Raw genomic sequence first — 19,331 nt, 5'->3', positions numbered from 1 at the left:
TTATCTAACTATTATTATAAATTTTATTTTATTGAAAAAAATACAATTCTATTATAAAGTATATGTATATTTAAGATAATAATACTATTAAAGGAGATGCATAAATGATAGTAGCACCTAAAATATTGAATAATATATGTACTACAGCTCACCCATTAGGATGCAGGAAAGAGGTAGAAAATCAAATAAACTATGTAAAATCTAAAGGAAAAATAAAATCAAATGTAAAAAATGCTCTTATATTAGGAAGCTCTGGAGGATATGGTCTTGCAAGCAGAATTGCTATAGCTTATGGACTTGGAGCTAAAACTATGGGAGTTTCATTAGAGAAAGCAGCTACAGAAAGAAGAACAGCTACACCTGGCTGGTATAATAATATGGCTTTCAGTGAGTTTGCTAAAAGAGATGGTATAGAAGAGTTAAGTCTTAATTTGGACGCTTTTTTAAATGCTTCAAAAGAAGAGGTAATAAAAGAGGCTAAAAAGTTTTTTGACGGAAAGATAGATTTATTTATATATAGTTTGGCTGCTCCTGTGAGAACAGATGAAAAAACAGGTACTTTATATCGTTCTGCATTAAAGCCTATAGGTAAAAAATATGAGGGTATGGGAATAGATTTTATGACTGAAGAGTTATTAAATGTTTCTATAGAACCTGCAAATGATGATGATATAAAAAATACTGTAAAAGTTATGGGCGGTGAAGACTGGGAGCTTTGGACTAATGCTTTACTTGAAGCAGATATGCTTGCAGAAAATGCTATTAATATAGCTTATTCTTATATAGGACCAGAAATAACTAAAGCAGTTTATAGAGAAGGAACTATTGGAAGAGCTAAAGATGATATAGAAAGCACAGCTCATAGACTTGATAAAAATATGCAAAAAAAGATAAACGGACATGCTTATATATCTGTTAACAAGGCTGTTGTAACAAGAGCTTCTTCTGTTATACCTACTGTTCCTCTTTATATTGGAATATTATTTAAAATAATGAAGGCTAAAGGCTTACATGAAGGCTGTATTGAACAGATGTATAGGTTATTAAGTGATAAATTATATAATGGAGGCGATATACCTTTAGACTCTGTTAATAGAATTAGACTTGATGATTGGGAGCTTAAAAAAGATGTTCAAGAAGAAGTATTGAATGCTTGGAAAATACTTAATCAGGATAATTTAAAAGAGTTGGCTGATATGTCTATGTTTAGAAAAGATTATATGAATATGCATGGATTTGAAGTTGAGGGAATAGATTATTCTAAAGATGTAGAAATATAATTTTTTATAATAAACAAATTATTAATTAAGGGCTTTACTTTTTGTATAGCCCTTTTTCTTTTTTAAATTATTTATAAAGTTATAATTTTTTATTAGCTTTAGATTTTCTAAATATTGATACAGCGTAAAGAATAGCTGCTAATATAATAATTGCTAATGTAATAGCTCTATTAAAATTCAACTCTTCTTTATATACAAATATAGCAAGCAACGTTGCAAGCAAAGGAACAAAAAATTGCAAAAAACCTAAAGTAGAAACCTCTAAAGATTTAGCAGCTTTTGCATATAAGTATAATGGTATACCTGTTGCCACTCCTGCAAACATTAAAGTTATCCAAGTATTAGTAGGCTGAGGCGTAGCTGGAAAATAAAGTTTAGATATAATAATTGAAGGTATTAATATAGATAAAGTCTCTAAAAATAAACTCTCCCAACCAGAATATATAGTCATCTTTTTTAATATTCCATATACAGAAAAAGTTAAACCTATAAAAAATGCCATTATAGGAGGCTTGCCCAATGTAATAGTTTGATATATCATACCAATAAACATTAAAACAATAGCTAAATATTCTAATACAGTCTTTTTCTCTCTAAAAAATATTATGCCTATTAATATGCTTAAAATAGGAGCTATATAATAAGCAAGCCCTGCCTCTAATACATTACCAGAGTTTACAGTATAAATATATAAATACCAATTAAGACCAAGAAAAATACCTGCTATAAAAATTAAAACAAGAGGTTTTATTCCTCTGTATAAATTAGCTTTTTTAAATATTATTATAATAAGAGTAAATATAAAAGTAGTGATAACTCTCACTCCAAGCACAAAAGCGGAATCAAAGTTCTGAACAGCCTTCCAATATATAGGAAGAAGTCCCCACATTATATAAGCACTAGCCGCAAGAAAAATAGATTTATTGTTATTGTTTGACATAAGTTAATTAATATTCCATTTTAAATTTTTGAAATATAATAAACTCAATTTAAATATTTTCAATATAATATTTTAAAATAAAAATAAAAAAAGGAGGCCTTATTCAAGCCCCCTATTATTTTTAATTAATTATTATAAATTAATAGCTTTCAACTCTAACTTCAAAGAATTTTTTAGCATGTTTACAAGCAGGACAAATTTCAGGAGCAGCTTCGCCTTCATATATATATCCGCAGTTTCTGCATTTCCATTGAACTTTAGTATTTCTTTTGAAAACTGTACCATTTTTTACAGCTTCTCTTAATTTAGCATAACGCTCTCTATGTTCTCTTTCAACGTCACCGATTAATTTCATAGAATGAGCAATCTCATCGAAACCTTCAGCAGCAGCTTCTTTAGACATAGTAGGATACATTTCTTCATACTCATAGTTCTCGCCTTCCCAAGCAGATTGTAAGTTTTGAAGAGTATCACCTATACCATTAAGATATTTAAAATGAACTTTAGCGTGTTCTCTTTCATTTTCTGCAGTTTCAAGGAATATTGCAGCTATTTGCTCATAACCTTCATTTCTAGCAACGCTTGCAAAATATGTATACTTGTTCCTAGCCATAGATTCGCCAGCAAAAGCATCATGTAAGTTCTTTTCTGTTTTTGTTCCTTTTAAATCTTTCATTTTATTTCTCCTTAAATTGTATAATTAAAAATTAAGTTATTTTGCTTTATTTAATCTTTCTGCAACATAATCCCAATTTACTAAATGCTCTACAAAAGTAGTAAGGAAATCAGGTCTTCTGTTTTGATAATCTAAATAATAAGCATGTTCCCAAACATCGCAAGTTAAAACACCATGTACTTTATCAGCAATAGGGTTCATAGCATTAGCATATTTTCTAACTTCTAATTTACCATTATTTAATACCAACCATACCCAGCCAGAACCAAATTGTGTTTTACCGCCTGTAGTGAATGCTTCTTTAAAAGCATCAAAACTACCAAAGTCTGCCTCTATTTTACTTTTTACTTCAGCAGGTATAGCAACATCTTTTTTTAACATCTTGAAAAACTCTTCATGGTTATAAACCTGACCAGCATTATTAAATAGTGCTTGTTTTTCACTATTGTTATGAGAAAGAAGTATCAATTCCTCTATACTTTTTCCTTCCAATGATTTGTCTTTAGATACTAAATCATTAACTGTTGTTACATAAGCATTTAAGTGCTTACCATGATGGAAGTCTAAAGTATTTGAAGACATATATGGTGCTAAGTCCTCTTTGCCATAAGGCAATTTCATTAACTCAAACATATTTTATCTCCTTTATTTATTAAACATTAAAAATATTAAACTATTTTTTATTTATGTCAAGTGTATTTATTAAATAATACAATTAACTTATTAGTAATATATATTAATAAGGCATGCCAATTAAAACTGACATGCCTTAAGTTATTTTTTTTATTTTATTATTGTGCTGTTTCTGTATTTTCTGTAGTAGTGTTATTTGCTGTATTAGCTTCGTTTGCTTCTCCCTCTTTATAAACAGGAGCTACATCTCTAGATAATACCTCATCTTCTGTATTAGCATATACAAAACCTAACTCATCATAATATTTAGAATATATAGCTTTAAATCTATCAGAAGTTGTATATAACACTTTATGATATTTAGTGATAAGAAGTTTATACTTAGCAGATTTAATATTTTCATCTTCATTTTTCAAAGTAGTTAAATCCCATAAGTTATTGAACATTTCATTAAGATAATAAACTTTTCTAATATCTCCAGTATTTCCATTATTAGCTAATAAATAATTAACTCCAGCTAAATAAGTATTAAGCATTATTAAATTGCTAGCAGAGTTCTGATTATTTACTTCATTTTCTAAAGCTTTATTAAAGTGATATCTGCTCATTGAATAATAGCTAGGAGAACCTTTAAATAAATTAAGTATACCAGCATAAAGATTTAATTCATAATCAGTTTTAGCAAGTTCATTAGTTTTTCCTAATATTTCATAAGTAGGACGTATGCTATTATATAAATCTATAGCTTTATAAATTTCTCTAAGACCCAAATCAACATTGTTATCAGTAGAAATAGGTCTAGCTACTAAATCATAATAGTTAATAGCATTGTAGAACATTTCATTAGTGTCTGTAAAATTAACATTAGTATAATTTTGTAATATTTTATTAGCTTTATATAATACTCTAAAAAGATAATCATCTCTTATAATATTTAAATTAGTTTGAAGAATATTATACTCTTTATCTAAATTAGCATCATCTACATTTCTCAAATCAGCAAAATTAGGTGAGAAAGGCACTATACCTTCTACAGTATTAGTATTTTCTGCAGTATCAGTATTTTGCTCTTGAGTTGTTGTCTGCTGTTCAGTAGTTTGTTGTGCTTCATCCTGAGCATAAACAAGATTTAATGATAAAATCATTACACTTAATACAAGAAATAACTTTTTCATGTATAACTCCTATAGGTTTTTAATAATTATTTAGCCATATATAAATGTTGCTTAAAGCCTTATAAAGTATCATTTTTGGCTGACTATTAGTATTTAATAAAGTATTAATTAAAGAATCTAATTCATCTATAGCCCATATAATACTTATATCGGAAACGGAATTAGGAAGTATATAGCTTCTTTCTTCTATTTCCAAATATTTATCTTCCAGAGATTTTTTAAGAATATTAATTAATTCTCTTATGGTATCTATAATATCATACTCGCCTTCTGAGAGGAGTGTAATGATAGAAGACACTTTTGAGGCATTATTCTTTAAACTTGCATCTATGAAAGACAATAATACTTCCCTAATATTATCGCTTGTATTTGATTTTTTGTCAAGCAAATATTTTATAGCTTTAGACATACTTCCTGAAGAATATTGAAGTGCTAGGGCTGTTTTCTCTTCGCTTAGCCTTAATCTTTTCATTAGTATAGACCTTAAAGTGTTTTCTGAAAGAGATGAAAACCTAAGCTCCATCATACGTGATATTAAAGGCTTCATTCCGTCTTGAACTAATTTGTTTGTATCTGAAGTTATCAAAATAAATATATTGTTATCAGACGGCTCTTCTAATGTACGCAAAAATATATTAGGGGCTCTTTTATCCATTAATTCTATACCTTCAATTATTATTACCCTCTTTCTGCCTAATCTTGGTTTTCTGTATGTCATTTCTATTATATTTCTAATAGTATCTAATGGTATAACTGTATGAATTATATTATAATGTATCTTCTTCAATGCTGTAAAAAAATCACCATCTATAGAATATTTCTTTTTGCCGCCTTTTGCTTTTACTATATTAAGTGCATCTTTAGATTTAGTCCTAAAAATAGAATCTATAAACTCAACATTATCCTCATTAAGCTCATTTAAAGTATAATTAACAGCCAAATAGTAAGGCTCTATTAAAGCATATCTAGAACTTTCTTTTTTGTTTCCAAGCATATACTCTTTAGGCTCGCTTGATGGATAATTATCATAGCTATCAAAAAGCATAGATTCTACTTTATAAAGTATAGAACGGCATTCTGTATAAAAATTATTAAATAAATGAGGAAGTTTATATTCTAAATACTGATTAAAATATATTTCAGCATTTCTAAACCTCTCATCAGTGCCGGCAACTACTACATCAGGGTGCTTATAATTATCTACCATCTTGCAAGATTCACATTCATCACAGTAAGTGCCGTTATTTCTCTCGCATAAAAGAACTTTAGCATAATTTAAAGCACTTTCATATTTCCCAACTCCCTCTTCTCCATAAAACAAATAGGCATGATGAAGTCTGCCGCTTTTATATATACCAGCCATTATTTTTAAAGGGGTTGTTTGCCCTAATACTTTAGCCAATTATCTCTCTCCATTTTTTTATATTTAATTTATAAATTATAACAAAATTTATAGCAATATAAATTTGATATTTTACATATATGTTATATATTATATATATAAAGAAATAAATTTTTAAGGATTTTATTATGTCATTAGAAAATAACAATAATAATATATCAAGAGAAGATTTAGAAGAAATGGAAAAAAAGAATAAGAGATTATTCAAAAAAATATTATTAAACTCTGAAAGATTAGATAATGCCGAAGAAGGAATAAATAATTTACAATATCATATAGAAGCCTTAAATAGAAACCTAGATTCTATAAATGACATAGACTTAAAAATAGAAATTCTATTAGAAAAGGCAAATGAGCTAATAGAAGAAAATATTCAAAAAAATGAAATACTAATACAAAATGCAAATAAAAAGCTCGAAGAACAAAATAGTGAATTTGAAAAATCTATAAATGAAAAGTTTAAAGAAAAACTAGAAGAACAAAATATTAAAAATCATGATATTATAAAAAATATTAATGAAGTAATAAATCTAAAATTAGAAGATAATAACATAAAAAATACTAAATTAAATGAAGAGCTATTAAAGAAAACAGCAGAACTATTAGAAGAAAATACTAAGAAAAATGAAATATTAATACAAAATGCAAATAAAAAGCTAGAAGAACAAGGCAGCGAACTTATAAATAATATCAATGATGAAATAAAAGAAAAATTAAAAGAGCAAAATATTAAAAATGAACAATTCATAAAAACTCTTAATGAGATTATGAATACAAAATTAGAAGAACAAGATAAAAGAAATGATATTAAGTTAGAAGAAAACAGCAAAAAAGCTAAAGACATAAATGAAAATATCATAAAAACAACAAATGAAATGCTTGAGAAATATGACAAAAGCCATGAGGTATTAATTGACTATACTAATAAAAAGCTAGAAGAACAAGTTAAAAAGAATGATGAGTTTCTCAAAACTATTAATAACTCTATAAATATAAGATTTGAAGAGCAGGACAAAAAAAATAAAGAGTTTAATGATTTAATAAACAAAAATCATAATGAAATAATAAAAACAACAAATGAGATGCTTGAGAAATATGATAAAAGTCATGAGGTATTAATTGATTATACTAATAAAAAGTTAGAAGAGCAGAATATTAAAAATAATGAATTAATTAAAACTATTAATAATTCTGTAAATACAAAACTTGAAGAACATGACAAAAAAAATAAAGAGTTCAATGACTTAATAAATAAAAATCATAATGAAATATTAGCAAGAACAAATAGCATGCTTGAAAAATACGACAAAAGTCATGAGGCTATTATAGATTATACAAATAGAAAAATTGAAGAAAATGATATAAAAAATAAAGAGTTCTTAAAAACTCTAAATAATGCAATGAATGATAAATTGCAAGAGCAAGAGAAGAAAAATAATGAGTTCAATCAGTTAATCAATAAAAATTATGATGAAATACTTTCTAAAGCAAATAATATGCTTGAGAAATATGACAAAAGCCATGAAGTATTGATTGATTATACTAATAAAAAAATAGAAGAACAAGATATTAAAAATAAAGAATTCTTTAATACAATGAATAAGTCAATAAATGAAAAACTTGAAGAACAAGATAAAAAAAATAAAGAGTTTAATGACTTAATGAATAAAAATCATAGCGAAATATTATCAAAAACAAATAATATGCTTGAGAAATATGATAAAAACTATGACACATTAATAGAATATACAAATAAAAAAATAGAAGAGCAAAATAATAAAAATAATGAGCTTGTAAAAAATATTAATAATGCTGTTAACTTAAAGATGGAAGAGCAGGATAGAAAAAATAGAGATTTCAGCAACAGTATGGAAACAAGAATGAATGATATGCTCAAAAAATATGATAGAAATTATGAAACATTGATAGATTATACAAATAAAAAAATAGAAGAAAACAGCATAAAAAATAGTAATTACATAACAACTCTAAACAATGCTAAAAATATTATAAATGAGTTTAATAGCGACAAAGAAAAATTAAAAGAATATACAGACAGACAAATAGAAAAACAAGAGCAAAAAAATAAAGAGTTTAGAGATGATATGGCTAGACAATATGATAATATGTTTAAGACAACTGATGCAATGCTCATAAGACAAAAAGAAGCAGAATTATCATCAAAAAACAAAGCAAACAACTTTGCTATAATTATGGGTTCTTTAGCTGCGGTAGTTATAGTAGTTGTTATAGCTTTACAGATACTATAAATTATGTACTTTTTTGATAATGAAGAAAATGAAGAAATAGATAAACTGCATTATGAGAAATATTATTTAGACTTGGGCTATAAATATATTTGCGGTATAGATGAAGTTGGACGCGGTTCGCTTTTTGGAGAGGTTACTGCCTGTGCTGTTATAATGCCTTTAGATGATGATATAATAAAAGAGGCAAACGATTCCAAAAAACTTACCGCAAAAAAAGAGAAGAGCTATATAAAATTATCATACAAAAAGCATTATCATATTCAGTATATTCTGTAGCTGCAAATACTATAGACAAAATTAATATATATAATGCTACAAAACTAGCTATGCTTAAAGCAGTTGAAGGTTTAAGCATAAAACCTGATATATTATTAATAGATGCCATGAAAATCGATACTGAAATAAAACAAGAATCTATAATAAAAGGCGATTTAAAATCATATTCTATAGCATGTGCAAGTATAGTTGCAAAAGTAAGCAGAGATAAAGCTATGGATAGATTATCAGAGAAAAATAAAGAATATGATAAATACAAAATATCAAAAAACAAAGGCTACGGTACAAAAGAGCATATTGAAGCTATAAAAAAATATGGTGCAAGCGATTTACATAGATTATCATTTGAACCTATAAAATCTATAAAAGAAGAAAATAGTTTTTTTATATAAAATGCTAAACATTAATAATAAATACTCAAACATAATAATAAATAGCAAAAACTCTCAAAACATTAAAGATGGAGATATTGTAAGATATTCTCTCATGCGTAAACTGGATAACAATAAAGCTATTATTAATATAATGGGCAATAAGGTTGTGGCATTATTCAAAGATGGAATGCAAGATAAAGGATTTGCAGTCATTAACAAAGAAAATGGCAAAATAGTATTAAAGCTTCTTAAAGATGTAAACAGCATTAAAGAAGCAAGAGAGGCTATAAATAACAATGCCGTGAAAGATACTTTAGTTTTAAATAGCAATAAAGAAAATAATACTGAAATCTCTTCTATACTATTAAAAAATTCTATTAAACAAAGCCCTGAAAATATCACATATTTAGAGAGAATTATTAAATATATACCTCAATTAGATGATAAAAAAATGAAGTTTATACTGCATTCTATGTCTAATGGAATATATTTTAGTATAGATGAATTAGAAATGTTTGAGAATATTTTTTCAAAATTTAATAATTTGCATTCTATTATAAAAAACTCTAACAAAAATATTGAAAAAACCGAAATATTACTAACGCTTTTAAAAGAAATTAATGATACTGACAAAAGCCTAAAAAACTATATATCTTCAAATGGAAATTTGAGTGTATGGTTTATGCTCTTTGATATGCTTCAAGATGAATTATCTTCTGATAGTTCTAATATGCTTAATCTTCTTTTAAAGATATTATCCTCCAATAGGAGAAATAAAACTTTTAGAGAAGGTTCTTTTTTAATACCAATACCTTTTATGGTTAATAATGAATTAAAAGAGGTACTTCTTTATATAAATAGAAAAGATAATAAAGCTAAAAATTTAGAGTTTATAGCTTATGATAATAATAAAGAACTATGCAAAATAGAAATTGTAAAAGATAATAAATATATTATTAATTTGTTTTTATTTGATAAAAAATTATTTTTAAAATGCCAAAATATAAAAACAAATATAGATAAAGAATTAGAAAAGTTTGATAATATAGAATTGGAGATAAATTATGAAAAAAGAGATTGAAAATGCTGTTGCTTTGCTTTATGAGAGAGAGATACATAATGCTCCAATAGTGATATCAAAAGGTGAAAAACTTTTAGCTAAAAGAATGATAGAAATAGACTAAAAAAAATAAAGTGCCTATAGTATCAGATGAAGATACTGTAAAAGAACTTATGCATTTAGAAATAGGAGAAGAGATACCATATTCAGTTTATGAAGCAGTTAGTATAATATTAAAATATGTATATAAATTAAAGGCAGAGTAAAAAAATAATTATGGACAAGATTACTAGCATTAAAGTAGATGATATCAAGACCAAAATTGATAAGCAGGATATTTATATCTATAATGGTTTTATGGCTATTAGTAAATATATAAAATCTATAGATGAAGATATAAAAAGATTAAAAAAATGGGATATAGAAGAAGTATTTATAAAAGACTCTGATGCTAATGCTGATGGATATCAAACTCCTGAAGATTTTGAAAAGTTTGCTAGAGAATGTATAGTATACAAAAATATATACATGGGTATATTAGAAAAAGTAAAAACAAGCCTAGGAGATTTTAGATATAATAATATAGTTAATATATCCAATTTAAAATCAATCATAGACAGTATATTAGACCTTATTAATAAAAATATGAATGCAGCCATAGCATTATTAAATATTGAAAACTTAAGCAGAGATGACTATTATTATATAAGGTCATTAAATGTATCTATGATATCTTTAATGCTTGGCAAAGTAATGAAATTTCCTGAAGATAAATTACAAAAATTAGGACTAGGTGCTATACTTTATGATATAGGACTTATTAGAATACAAGATAAAGTTTTAAATAAACATGAACAATTTACTCCAGAAGAATATATTGAAATAAAAAAACATACAGTATTTGGTTATAAAATAATAAAAACAAATTTTAGATTAGAAGAAGAGATAGCAGTTATTCCTCTAGAACATCATGAACATTATAACGGCAAAGGATATCCAAGAGGAATTAGCGGCAATCAAATACATTTATATCCAAAAATCGTTGCTGTTGCACATTCTTTAGAAAAAATATTAAAACCTATAAGAATATCAAAAGACAGTAAAAGAACACCTACATATGCAAAAATTGTTAATGGTGTTAAAACGGTTGAAAATAAAACATTATCTGATGCTGTAAGAGAAATAATAAAAGGAGCTAATATTAAATTTGACCCTATAATAGCAAAGCTTGTTGTAGGAACTTTTAGTGTTTATCCTGTAGGAACAGTTGTGGTTTTGAATGACAATAGGAAGGGCTTAGTATTTGCTACTAATATTAGTTATCCTATTAGGCCAATAATAAAAATAGTATCCGATGAAAATGATAATTTTATTGAAGACGGAGAAGTAATTAATTTGATAGAAACTAATAAATTATTAATAAGCGGGGTAGATAAAGATAGTAATATTTTAGAGGAGGTAAAGTCAAGACTATTGGATAAAAAAGAAAATAATGATGGCAATTAAATGAAAAGTAAAAAAGAAATAGGCAATCTTGGAGAAGATATTGCCTTAAATTATCTCGAAAATCTTGGGTATGAATTATTAGAAAGAAATTATAAAAGCAGCATAACAAGAGGAGAGATAGATTTAATAATGACAAAAGGAGTTGTTATTGTGTTTGTAGAAGTAAAATATCGAAGACAGGGAAGTTTTGGATATGCAGCTGATGCTATCACAGAGCGTAAGAAACAAAAGCTCTATGAGACAGCTGAGGAATACTTAATTAAAAAAGGATTAAGTTTAAGTCAAAAATGTTCCTTTGGGGCAGTTTTAATAGACGATACCAACTATAGTAGAGAAATTTCTTTTGTAGAAGACATTTTTATATAGGGGTATTGTATGAAAACGGCTGTTAAAATAAATTATGAAAAAATAGAAATTTATAAAAAGAAATTAAAAGATAAAAAGTATGTAGATAAAGCTATAGAAAGGCTTGCTGGACACTTAATTAGTGCTGTTATAGATTAATATAATTAAGGGTATAAAATGAATATAATAGACAGAGGTAAATTAACTTTATTATTAGAAAGTGAAAGCTTAAAATTATTATCAGAAAAATTAGATGATAATTTTGAAAAAGCAGTTAATGAGTTATTTAATATTAAAGGCAGAGTAATAACCTCTGGAGTTGGTAAGAGCGGACATATTGCAAGAAAAGCAGCTTCAACTTTCGCTTCAACCGGAACACCTAGTTTTTTCGTTGACCCTAATGAATGTTTGCATGGCGACTTTGGTATGATAACTAAAAATGATTATTTAGTATTATATTCTAAAGGCGGAGAGTCAAGAGAGATAATAGAATTGGTAAATTGGTCTTGCAGGCAGAATATACCATATATAGCAATTACCAATGATGAGTCTTCTACTCTATCAAAAAATGCAAAAATAACATTACTCACACATGTAAAAGAAGAAGCTTGTCCTTTAAAATTGGCACCAACTGTTAGTACAACAGCTTCTTTAGCTTTATCTGATGCTTTGGCTACTGCTTTAATGGAGCTTAGAGGATTTAAAGCTGAAGACTTTGCTATATTTCACCCAGGCGGAAGTTTAGGAAGGCAATTAGCTAAAGTAAAAACTATTATGCATACCGATAACTTGCCAATTATAAATTTGGAAACATCTCTATATGATGCTTTATTTAAAATCATAGAATGTAAATTAGGCATTGCAATTATTACAGATGATAATGGTATTCTTAAAGGCATTATTGTAGATGGTGATTTAAAAAGATTATTGGTAAAAGACAAACAAATAGAAAACATTCTAAAAATCAAAGTAAAAGATATAATGAATAACAACCCTAAAGTAATATATCAAGATACACTTATAGGTGAAGCCTTGCATTTAATGGAAGGAAAAATCACTAATCTTGTAGTGGTTGAAGATACTAAAGACGGCAAAAAACCTATAGGTATAGTTCATATACATGATATTCTAAAAATAAAGGCTTTTTAAGCTTCTAAATAGCCTTTATCTAATAGAGATTTTTTTATTTTATTCGTTTCTAATTTATCATCAGTTGTAACTGTGATATATTTTAAACTATCCATACTAGATAATTTTTCTATATTAAAACCTCTAACATTTTCTAGTATAAGTATTTTAATTTTTTTATTATTAAATATTGGCTCTAAATCTTCTAAACTTCTCAAATTTCTTAGTATTACTTTTTCTAAGTTCTCTAATTTTGATAAATCTGGAATATATTTTAATTCTGATATAGAGTTTAATTCTATTACTCTTAAATTCTTTAGCTCATTTAAAAAATCTAAAGTATTTATACCCTTCCCTTTTTCAATATATATTTCTTCTAAATTAGGCATTCTCTTTGGAATCTCATCAATATGAGTAGCAGATGAGAGTATTGATAATTTTTTTAGCTGACTCATCTTAGTAAAATGCTCCACTCTAATATTTGAAGCCCCTATATCGCAAAAACTTTTTCTACTTTCTATATAAACAGAATGTTTAAGACTAAAACCATTTTCCAAATAAAAACTGCTAAGCGTTTCAATACTGTCAAGCGGACTTAAAGCAACATCTTTATCAATATTTCCGTTGATATGCAAACTTATCAAATTGCCAAGTCTTGAAAAAAGATTTAAATTACTTATAGGATTTTTTAGAGAAGCATAAAATATTAAATTTCTTACTTCTGGTATAAATTTAATAATGTCTTCTCCAGATAAATTAGAACCGCTGTCTTTTTCTGAAGAAATATTTAAAAAGAAATCAGGTCTCTCTTTTAATACATCATTTAAAAAGGGTATCATGTCTTTTGATATGCCGCTATTATCTATAAATAAAGATATTCTCTCTTTGGAAGTTTTTAATTCTAATAAATCATTTTCATTTAATGATGAGATTTTTACGTTTTTCATAATTCCTCCATTTAATAAAAATTAAAGCACAGGGGCAATAATTCTACAAGCTGAATTTCTAAGTCTAATAAGAATAGATTGCTTTTTATATTCTTCCATAGTTATTTTATGAGACCTTGAAACATCATCTTTAAAAATTCTTTCAAATTTCAAAGCTGTATCTATATCATATATAACCGCATTCATCTCATAATGCAAATAAAAACTTCTTATATCCATATTACAAGTACCACAAGACACAATCCTTCCGTCTATAGCACAAAACTTACTATGCAAAAAACCGCTCTCATATAAATAAATATTAACCCCCGCTTTAAGTAAAGTTTCAAAATAAGTTTGAGCAACCCACCAAGCTACTAATTTATCAGGCTTACCCGTAATCATTAAATTAACATTTATTCCAGATAAAGCAGCATTTTCCAAATCATGCAAAAATCCATCATCAGGCACAAAATAAGGACTTTCTATATAAATACTTTCTCTAGCATCGGCTATCATTTTTGAATAAATCTTTTGTATAGAATCCCATTTAGAATCAGGACCAGAAGATATTATTTGCATAGGGAGATATTTATCTGTAGTAGAAGAAGGAAATAATTCCTGCATAAGTGAAGAGCCATTATCCATTAAATTATCTAAATCTCTTCCTCCTGCATTATGCCAATCACATACAAAAACATTCTGTATAAGATTACATGCATCGCCTACTATACGCATATGAGTATCTCGCCAAGAAGCAAATCTCTTTCCGCCGTCAATATATTCCTGCCCTAAATTCATTCCCCCCATATAAGCAACTATTCCGTCTATAACTACTATCTTTCTGTGATTGCGGTAATTAACATATCTAGTCCAGAATATAGAAAATGGGTCATGATAATATAAAAACTCTATACCATTTTTTTTAAGCTCTCTTTTGTATTTTCTGCTTATCCTAAGCATAGAGCCAAGTCCGTCAAATATAATCCTAACTTTAACACCCTCTTTAGATTTTTTTATTAGTATATCTTTTATTTTATTTCCTAATTTATCGCTTCTCCATATAAAATATTCCATATGTATTGTTTTTTCAGCGAGTTTTAAATTATTAATTAAATCATCAAATAAATCTTTGCCTTCATCAAAAACATAAACTTGATTTTGAACAGTAATTGGAGAGTATCCGCTTTTTATTGCAAGCTTTACTAAATTAGTATGTTTTGCATAATTACCGCCCATGTTATCTATGATATTCATTTGTTCTTCGAGCAAAGAAGAGAAATGTTTTCTTATCATATCTTCAGGAAGTCTTGCAGAAAGTTTTTTTCTAGATTTTTTCCAATTTACACCCAAGAATAAATAAAAAATAGCCCCAACATATGGTAAAAACACCAACACAGTAAGCCAAGCTATAAAAGAATAAGGCGGTCTATTTTCAAGAAGCATTTTTATTGCTATTAATATGACATATAGAAAAAATATAATAGTCAATATATAAATAAACATTTAATTAAAATCTCTAATTTAAAATATAAGCTTACATATTATTATTTATAGTATATAAGACAAATACAAAAAGTCAATGAATGCTTAATATATTTTAATATGCACTAAAAATTTTTTACTTTGGTTATTTTAATTTATTTGCAGGGCTTTGCCCCGCACCCCACTTCTTTTGGTGACCCAAAGAAGCAAAAAGACTGCATTTTTTAACTTAAAATACAGGTATTATCTTACATTTTATTTATATTCCAAACATACAAAGCTAAAATACTTGCACTTTTTGCAACTTTGACGAAGTCCGCACCGCGACCGAAGAGAGTACCTTTAGGTGCGAAGGCGGGAAAAAGAACAAGAAAAAACCTGATAAAAAATAATTGTTTCAATATGCACTAAAAATTTTTTACTTTAGTTATTTTAATTATTTGTGAGGACTAGCCCCCCTGCAAAGCGTGCCCGTATGGTACACACCCTCAGTTCTTTTACCAAGTAGGTACCTTTCGGTATTGGTATAAAAGAACCTTATATCCTTCGGATACGCTTCGCGAAGAACTGCATTTATGCTCCAAATTGATATAGCTTTTTTATAAAATTATTGTAAAAAATTAATAATACCTTTATAAAAATATATAAATTGACAAAACCAATATGTTTCAATATAATGATTTTTGTATTAGATTTTATATAAAAAATAGGAATAAAAATGGATAACAAAAAATTAGAAAGCACTGAAGAGGCTCTTTTTTCTCATGTATATTTTTATAAAATTTTATTTAAAGAGAAACCACAGCTGCCAAATATAGAATTGATAAAACAAAAATTAAGAGCTCTATATAATAATATAGAAACAATCTCTGAAGATAAAAACCTATACAGCATAATGATTAATGACCTTAAAGTAAAATTTCAAGATGATAAAGAATTGGGTGTTCAAGTTTTTATGTATGAGCCTATAGAGTTTGATTATAATGGCATAAGCGATGAAGTTTATAATCAGGCTTGGGATATAAAAGATACTAAAGAATTATTAAAAGAGTGCAAATATCAAGTAATGTTAAGCGACTTTTTGGCTGGCGGATTAGATTATAAAGACAGAACTACCCTACTAAACAATTGGCTTAATATAGCATTGAATATATTTCCTGATGCTATTGCCGTATATAACGAACAAAGCGGTAAAATTTTACTTAGAGAACAATTATTAAAAAATCAATACCCAAAAAATTTAAGATTCTTATATTCAGGATTAAATATTAGATTTTTTAAAGTGCAAAATACTAATGATATGATAGTTGATACCTTTGGGCTTTATTCTATAGGGCTTTCTGATATTCAGTACCATTTCCATGATTTGAACCCAAACAATATAATACAGCATGCTATGAATATTGCTGCTTATATATTTGAAAATGGCAACATTATAAAAAGTAATGATGAAATAGAGAGTATATTTAATGGCGTAAAATGGTTATGCAGATACGAAAAATCTTTAACTAAACCGTATAGAGAGGTATTAGATATTAATACTCTTGAATATGCTTCTGGAAAAAGAAATTAAATATATAAAAAAATAAGAATTTTTAAAATAAATTCAAAATAAAGTATTGACATGTTCTAAAAATATGTTAGAATAAACTAACAAATAGTTAGAGACTATAGTTGTTTTAAGCAAATTCTTTTTGTATCCTTAAATTGATACAATATATTTTATAACCTTCATTTAATTAAACTGTTTTGGCACCTTTACAAATAGTAGGGGTGCTAATTTTTTATTAACATCAAACAAAAACATTTATTTGACATTATCTCTTTTACTGCTATAATAAAAATATTATGAAAGTGATTAAATTGTTAAGAAGAATAGATAAAAAAGGTCAAGTAAGTATAAAAGACTATAAAGCTGAATATGTTGAAAATAAAAAAGATAAATTAAGATTCGATAAAATGCTTCATAAGGCTAGTTCTATGGGGCTTATCATAAAAAAAGGTGATGTATTAAAACTCACAAAAGAAGGAAAATACTATTTAGATTCAAGCAGTAATGAAAGAGATGAAAGACAAAGTTCAAAAAAACAAGAGTTAAAAAAATCCTCTTCCAAAAAAACATCTAAAAAAGAAAACAGCACTAAAACTAATGTTATAGAAAAGCCAGATATAAAAGTAGAAATAAACAATGCCAAAAAAGATGCTGAGATAGTAGCTAATGCATATAATATACCTACTGATTTTCCAAAGAAATGTCTTGAAGAAGCTAAAATACTTCCAGATAGCATGGAAAATGTTGGGCTTGAGTTTGACAGAATAGATTTAAGGAATATAAGAACTGTAACAATAGACGGCGCTGATTCTAAAGATTTTGATGATGCTATAAGTGTAGAGAAATTAAATGACGGATACAAAATAGGCGTGCATATTGCTGATGTAAGTTTTTTTGTAGCTGAGGGTTCTGCATTAGACAGGGAAGCAAGAAAGAGAGGAAATAGTGTTTATTTAATTGATACAGTATATCCAATGTTTCCGCATGAGCTTTCAAATGGAATATGTTCACTTAATGAAGGTGTAAGCAGATTCACAATGACAGTGTTTATCACTATAGATAATAAAGGAAATATAAAAGAAAGCACTTTTCATAAAAGCGTTATAAAGTCAAGCAGAAGATTAACTTACGATTATGCTCAAGATGTTTTGGACGGCATAGAACAAGATGAAGATTGGCTATTAGAACTTTTAAAAAATGCTGATGACATAAAAAAAATACTTCTTCAAAAAAGAATAGATAATGGAAGTATAGAGTTTAACCTTAATGAAACACAAATAATATTAGATAAAGGCGGAAACCCAAAAGACTTTTTTATAGGTGAGAGAAAAGAGACTCATAAGATAATAGAAGAATTTATGCTTCTTGCAAACTGCGAGGTTGCTAAGAGATTAAAAAATATAAAGGGTGCCATTTATAGAGTGCATGACAGTCCAGATTCTGAAAAGCTAGACACATTTAGAAGAATAGCATTCAACAGAGGCTACAGACTTACAACTGACAATGAAGGCAATTTGGATTTTCATTCGTTTATAGAATCTATTATTGGAAAGCCTGATGAAAAACTTCTGCTTACCCTACTCTTACGCTCTATGAAGCAGGCTATATATGATATTAATAATATAGGGCATTTCGGTCTTGGTTTTGAATATTATACTCACTTCACTTCGCCTATAAGAAGATATACTGACTTACTTACACATAGACTTTTAAAACTATCATTAGAAGGTGCTCAAAATATGAAACCTTCTATGCAAAAGATGTTTGATAATTGTGCTAAATGGTGCTCTAGAACAGAGAGAGTTGCTGTGGAATGCGAGAGAAGTTTATATAAAGTAAAAGCTGCGAGGTTTATGAAAGAAAAAGTAGGCAAAGAATACAACGGCATCATAAGCGGCATTACTAAATTTGGTATATTTGTTGAAATAGAAGATAGAGGAATAGAGGGCTTAATAAGATATGCAGATTTGAGACATCATTATCATTATGATGAAAATGAGCAGGCAGCATACAGCAATGAAGAAGCTAAATGGTATACGCTTGGAGATAAAATAAGAATAGTTGTTCATAGAGTAAATATAGAAGAGCTATTTATAGACTTTTTGCCTGCAAGCGAATTTGATAATGCATTAGATGACAGAGATATAATAGACAGCAGAGATTTTTTAAAGAAGAAGAAAGGCAGTAAGAATAAAAAAGAAATATACTCAAGAAAATCTAAACCTTTTAAAAACAAAAGCAGAAAAGAAAAAAAGAAATCTAAAAAGAAAAGATAACACTTGATTGATATTTATAATTATTGA

16 protein-coding genes and 2 pseudogenes are annotated in these 19,331 nt (G+C 27.1%); 11 read left to right on the top strand and 7 right to left on the bottom strand.

What is annotated here, in order from left to right; genetic code table 11:
* Positions 1–104: 104 nt before the first annotated feature.
* Entirely contained in the window at positions 105–1,280 is a 1,176-nt protein-coding gene (gene fabV, locus BPP43_RS10275; protein ID WP_013243786.1) for an enoyl-ACP reductase FabV, read from the top strand.
* 79 nt (positions 1,281–1,359) lie between these two features.
* Here fabV and rarD read toward each other — a convergent pair whose 3' ends face one another.
* The 5 genes from rarD to BPP43_RS10250 all read right to left on the bottom strand — a co-directional run bounded on the left by rarD (position 1,360) and on the right by BPP43_RS10250 (position 6,106).
* The gene (gene rarD / locus BPP43_RS10270) at positions 1,360–2,220 is read right to left on the bottom strand and encodes an EamA family transporter RarD (RefSeq protein ID WP_015274891.1); all 861 of its coding nucleotides are present in this window, start codon (positions 2,218–2,220) and stop codon (positions 1,360–1,362) included.
* A 139-nt stretch (positions 2,221–2,359) separates the two neighbouring features.
* Positions 2,360–2,896 carry a rubrerythrin gene (rbr, locus tag BPP43_RS10265; protein ID WP_013243788.1) on the bottom strand — a complete coding sequence of 179 codons (537 nt, stop codon included), beginning with the start codon at positions 2,894–2,896 and terminating at the stop codon, positions 2,360–2,362.
* A gap of 36 nt (positions 2,897–2,932) precedes the next feature.
* Positions 2,933–3,529, bottom strand: a complete 597-nt coding sequence (locus BPP43_RS10260) for a superoxide dismutase (RefSeq protein ID WP_013243789.1) — start codon at positions 3,527–3,529, stop codon at positions 2,933–2,935.
* A gap of 158 nt (positions 3,530–3,687) precedes the next feature.
* On the bottom strand, positions 3,688–4,704 hold the full coding sequence (locus BPP43_RS10255) for a hypothetical protein (protein ID WP_013243790.1): 1,017 nt from the start codon (positions 4,702–4,704) through the stop codon (positions 3,688–3,690).
* A gap of 19 nt (positions 4,705–4,723) precedes the next feature.
* The gene (locus BPP43_RS10250; protein ID WP_015274890.1) at positions 4,724–6,106 is read right to left on the bottom strand and encodes a DNA polymerase III delta subunit-related protein; all 1,383 of its coding nucleotides are present in this window, start codon (positions 6,104–6,106) and stop codon (positions 4,724–4,726) included.
* Positions 6,107–6,234: 128 nt separating this feature from the next.
* On the opposite strand from BPP43_RS10250, the gene BPP43_RS10245 reads away from it, so the two are divergent.
* The 8 genes and pseudogenes from BPP43_RS10245 to BPP43_RS10215 all read left to right on the top strand — a co-directional run bounded on the left by BPP43_RS10245 (position 6,235) and on the right by BPP43_RS10215 (position 13,086).
* Positions 6,235–8,376 (top strand): hypothetical protein, encoded by a 2,142-nt coding sequence (locus BPP43_RS10245; RefSeq protein ID WP_015274888.1) that lies wholly within the window; start codon positions 6,235–6,237, stop codon positions 8,374–8,376.
* 3 nt (positions 8,377–8,379) lie between these two features.
* Positions 8,380–9,044 (top strand): annotated as a pseudogene (rnhB, locus tag BPP43_RS12695) (ribonuclease HII).
* 1 nt (position 9,045) lies between these two features.
* Positions 9,046–10,107: a hypothetical protein gene (locus BPP43_RS10235; protein ID WP_015274887.1), complete on the top strand. Its 1,062-nt coding sequence runs from the start codon at positions 9,046–9,048 to the stop codon at positions 10,105–10,107.
* Positions 10,091–10,352, top strand: a pseudogene (locus BPP43_RS10230) (EscU/YscU/HrcU family type III secretion system export apparatus switch protein). Before BPP43_RS10235 ends, BPP43_RS10230 begins: the two are co-directional and overlap by 17 nt.
* Before the next feature lie 10 nt (positions 10,353–10,362).
* The gene (locus tag BPP43_RS10225; RefSeq protein WP_015274886.1) at positions 10,363–11,592 is read left to right on the top strand and encodes an HD-GYP domain-containing protein; all 1,230 of its coding nucleotides are present in this window, start codon (positions 10,363–10,365) and stop codon (positions 11,590–11,592) included.
* Entirely contained in the window at positions 11,593–11,958 is a 366-nt protein-coding gene (locus tag BPP43_RS10220; RefSeq protein ID WP_013243797.1) for a YraN family protein, read from the top strand. It abuts the gene before it with no gap.
* 9 nt (positions 11,959–11,967) lie between these two features.
* Positions 11,968–12,096 carry a hypothetical protein gene (locus BPP43_RS12590; RefSeq protein WP_013243798.1) on the top strand — a complete coding sequence of 43 codons (129 nt, stop codon included), beginning with the start codon at positions 11,968–11,970 and terminating at the stop codon, positions 12,094–12,096.
* An 18-nt stretch (positions 12,097–12,114) separates the two neighbouring features.
* Positions 12,115–13,086: a KpsF/GutQ family sugar-phosphate isomerase gene (locus tag BPP43_RS10215; RefSeq protein ID WP_014933758.1), complete on the top strand. Its 972-nt coding sequence runs from the start codon at positions 12,115–12,117 to the stop codon at positions 13,084–13,086.
* Here BPP43_RS10215 and BPP43_RS10210 read toward each other — a convergent pair.
* Both BPP43_RS10210 and cls read right to left on the bottom strand, forming a co-directional pair.
* A complete protein-coding gene (locus BPP43_RS10210; RefSeq protein ID WP_013243800.1) occupies positions 13,083–14,012 on the bottom strand; it encodes a hypothetical protein in 930 nt (309 codons plus the stop codon). The two genes, BPP43_RS10215 and BPP43_RS10210, sit on opposite strands and share 4 nt — an antisense overlap.
* A gap of 21 nt (positions 14,013–14,033) precedes the next feature.
* Positions 14,034–15,497 carry a cardiolipin synthase gene (cls, locus tag BPP43_RS10205; RefSeq protein ID WP_015274885.1) on the bottom strand — a complete coding sequence of 488 codons (1,464 nt, stop codon included), beginning with the start codon at positions 15,495–15,497 and terminating at the stop codon, positions 14,034–14,036.
* Between the two features lie 697 nt (positions 15,498–16,194).
* On the opposite strand from cls, the gene BPP43_RS10200 reads away from it, so the two are divergent.
* Entirely contained in the window at positions 16,195–17,049 is an 855-nt protein-coding gene (locus BPP43_RS10200) for a DUF4261 domain-containing protein (protein WP_015274884.1), read from the top strand.
* 275 nt (positions 17,050–17,324) lie between these two features.
* A complete protein-coding gene (locus BPP43_RS10195; protein WP_041752844.1) occupies positions 17,325–19,304 on the top strand; it encodes a ribonuclease R family protein in 1,980 nt (659 codons plus the stop codon).
* Positions 19,305–19,331 lie beyond the last annotated feature (27 nt).

It is taken from the genome of Brachyspira pilosicoli P43/6/78, assembly GCF_000325665.1.
Lineage (GTDB): Bacteria > Spirochaetota > Brachyspiria > Brachyspirales > Brachyspiraceae > Brachyspira > Brachyspira pilosicoli.
Note: the sequence above shows the minus strand (reverse complement) of the source record. Positions and strands in the feature narration are given on the sequence as shown.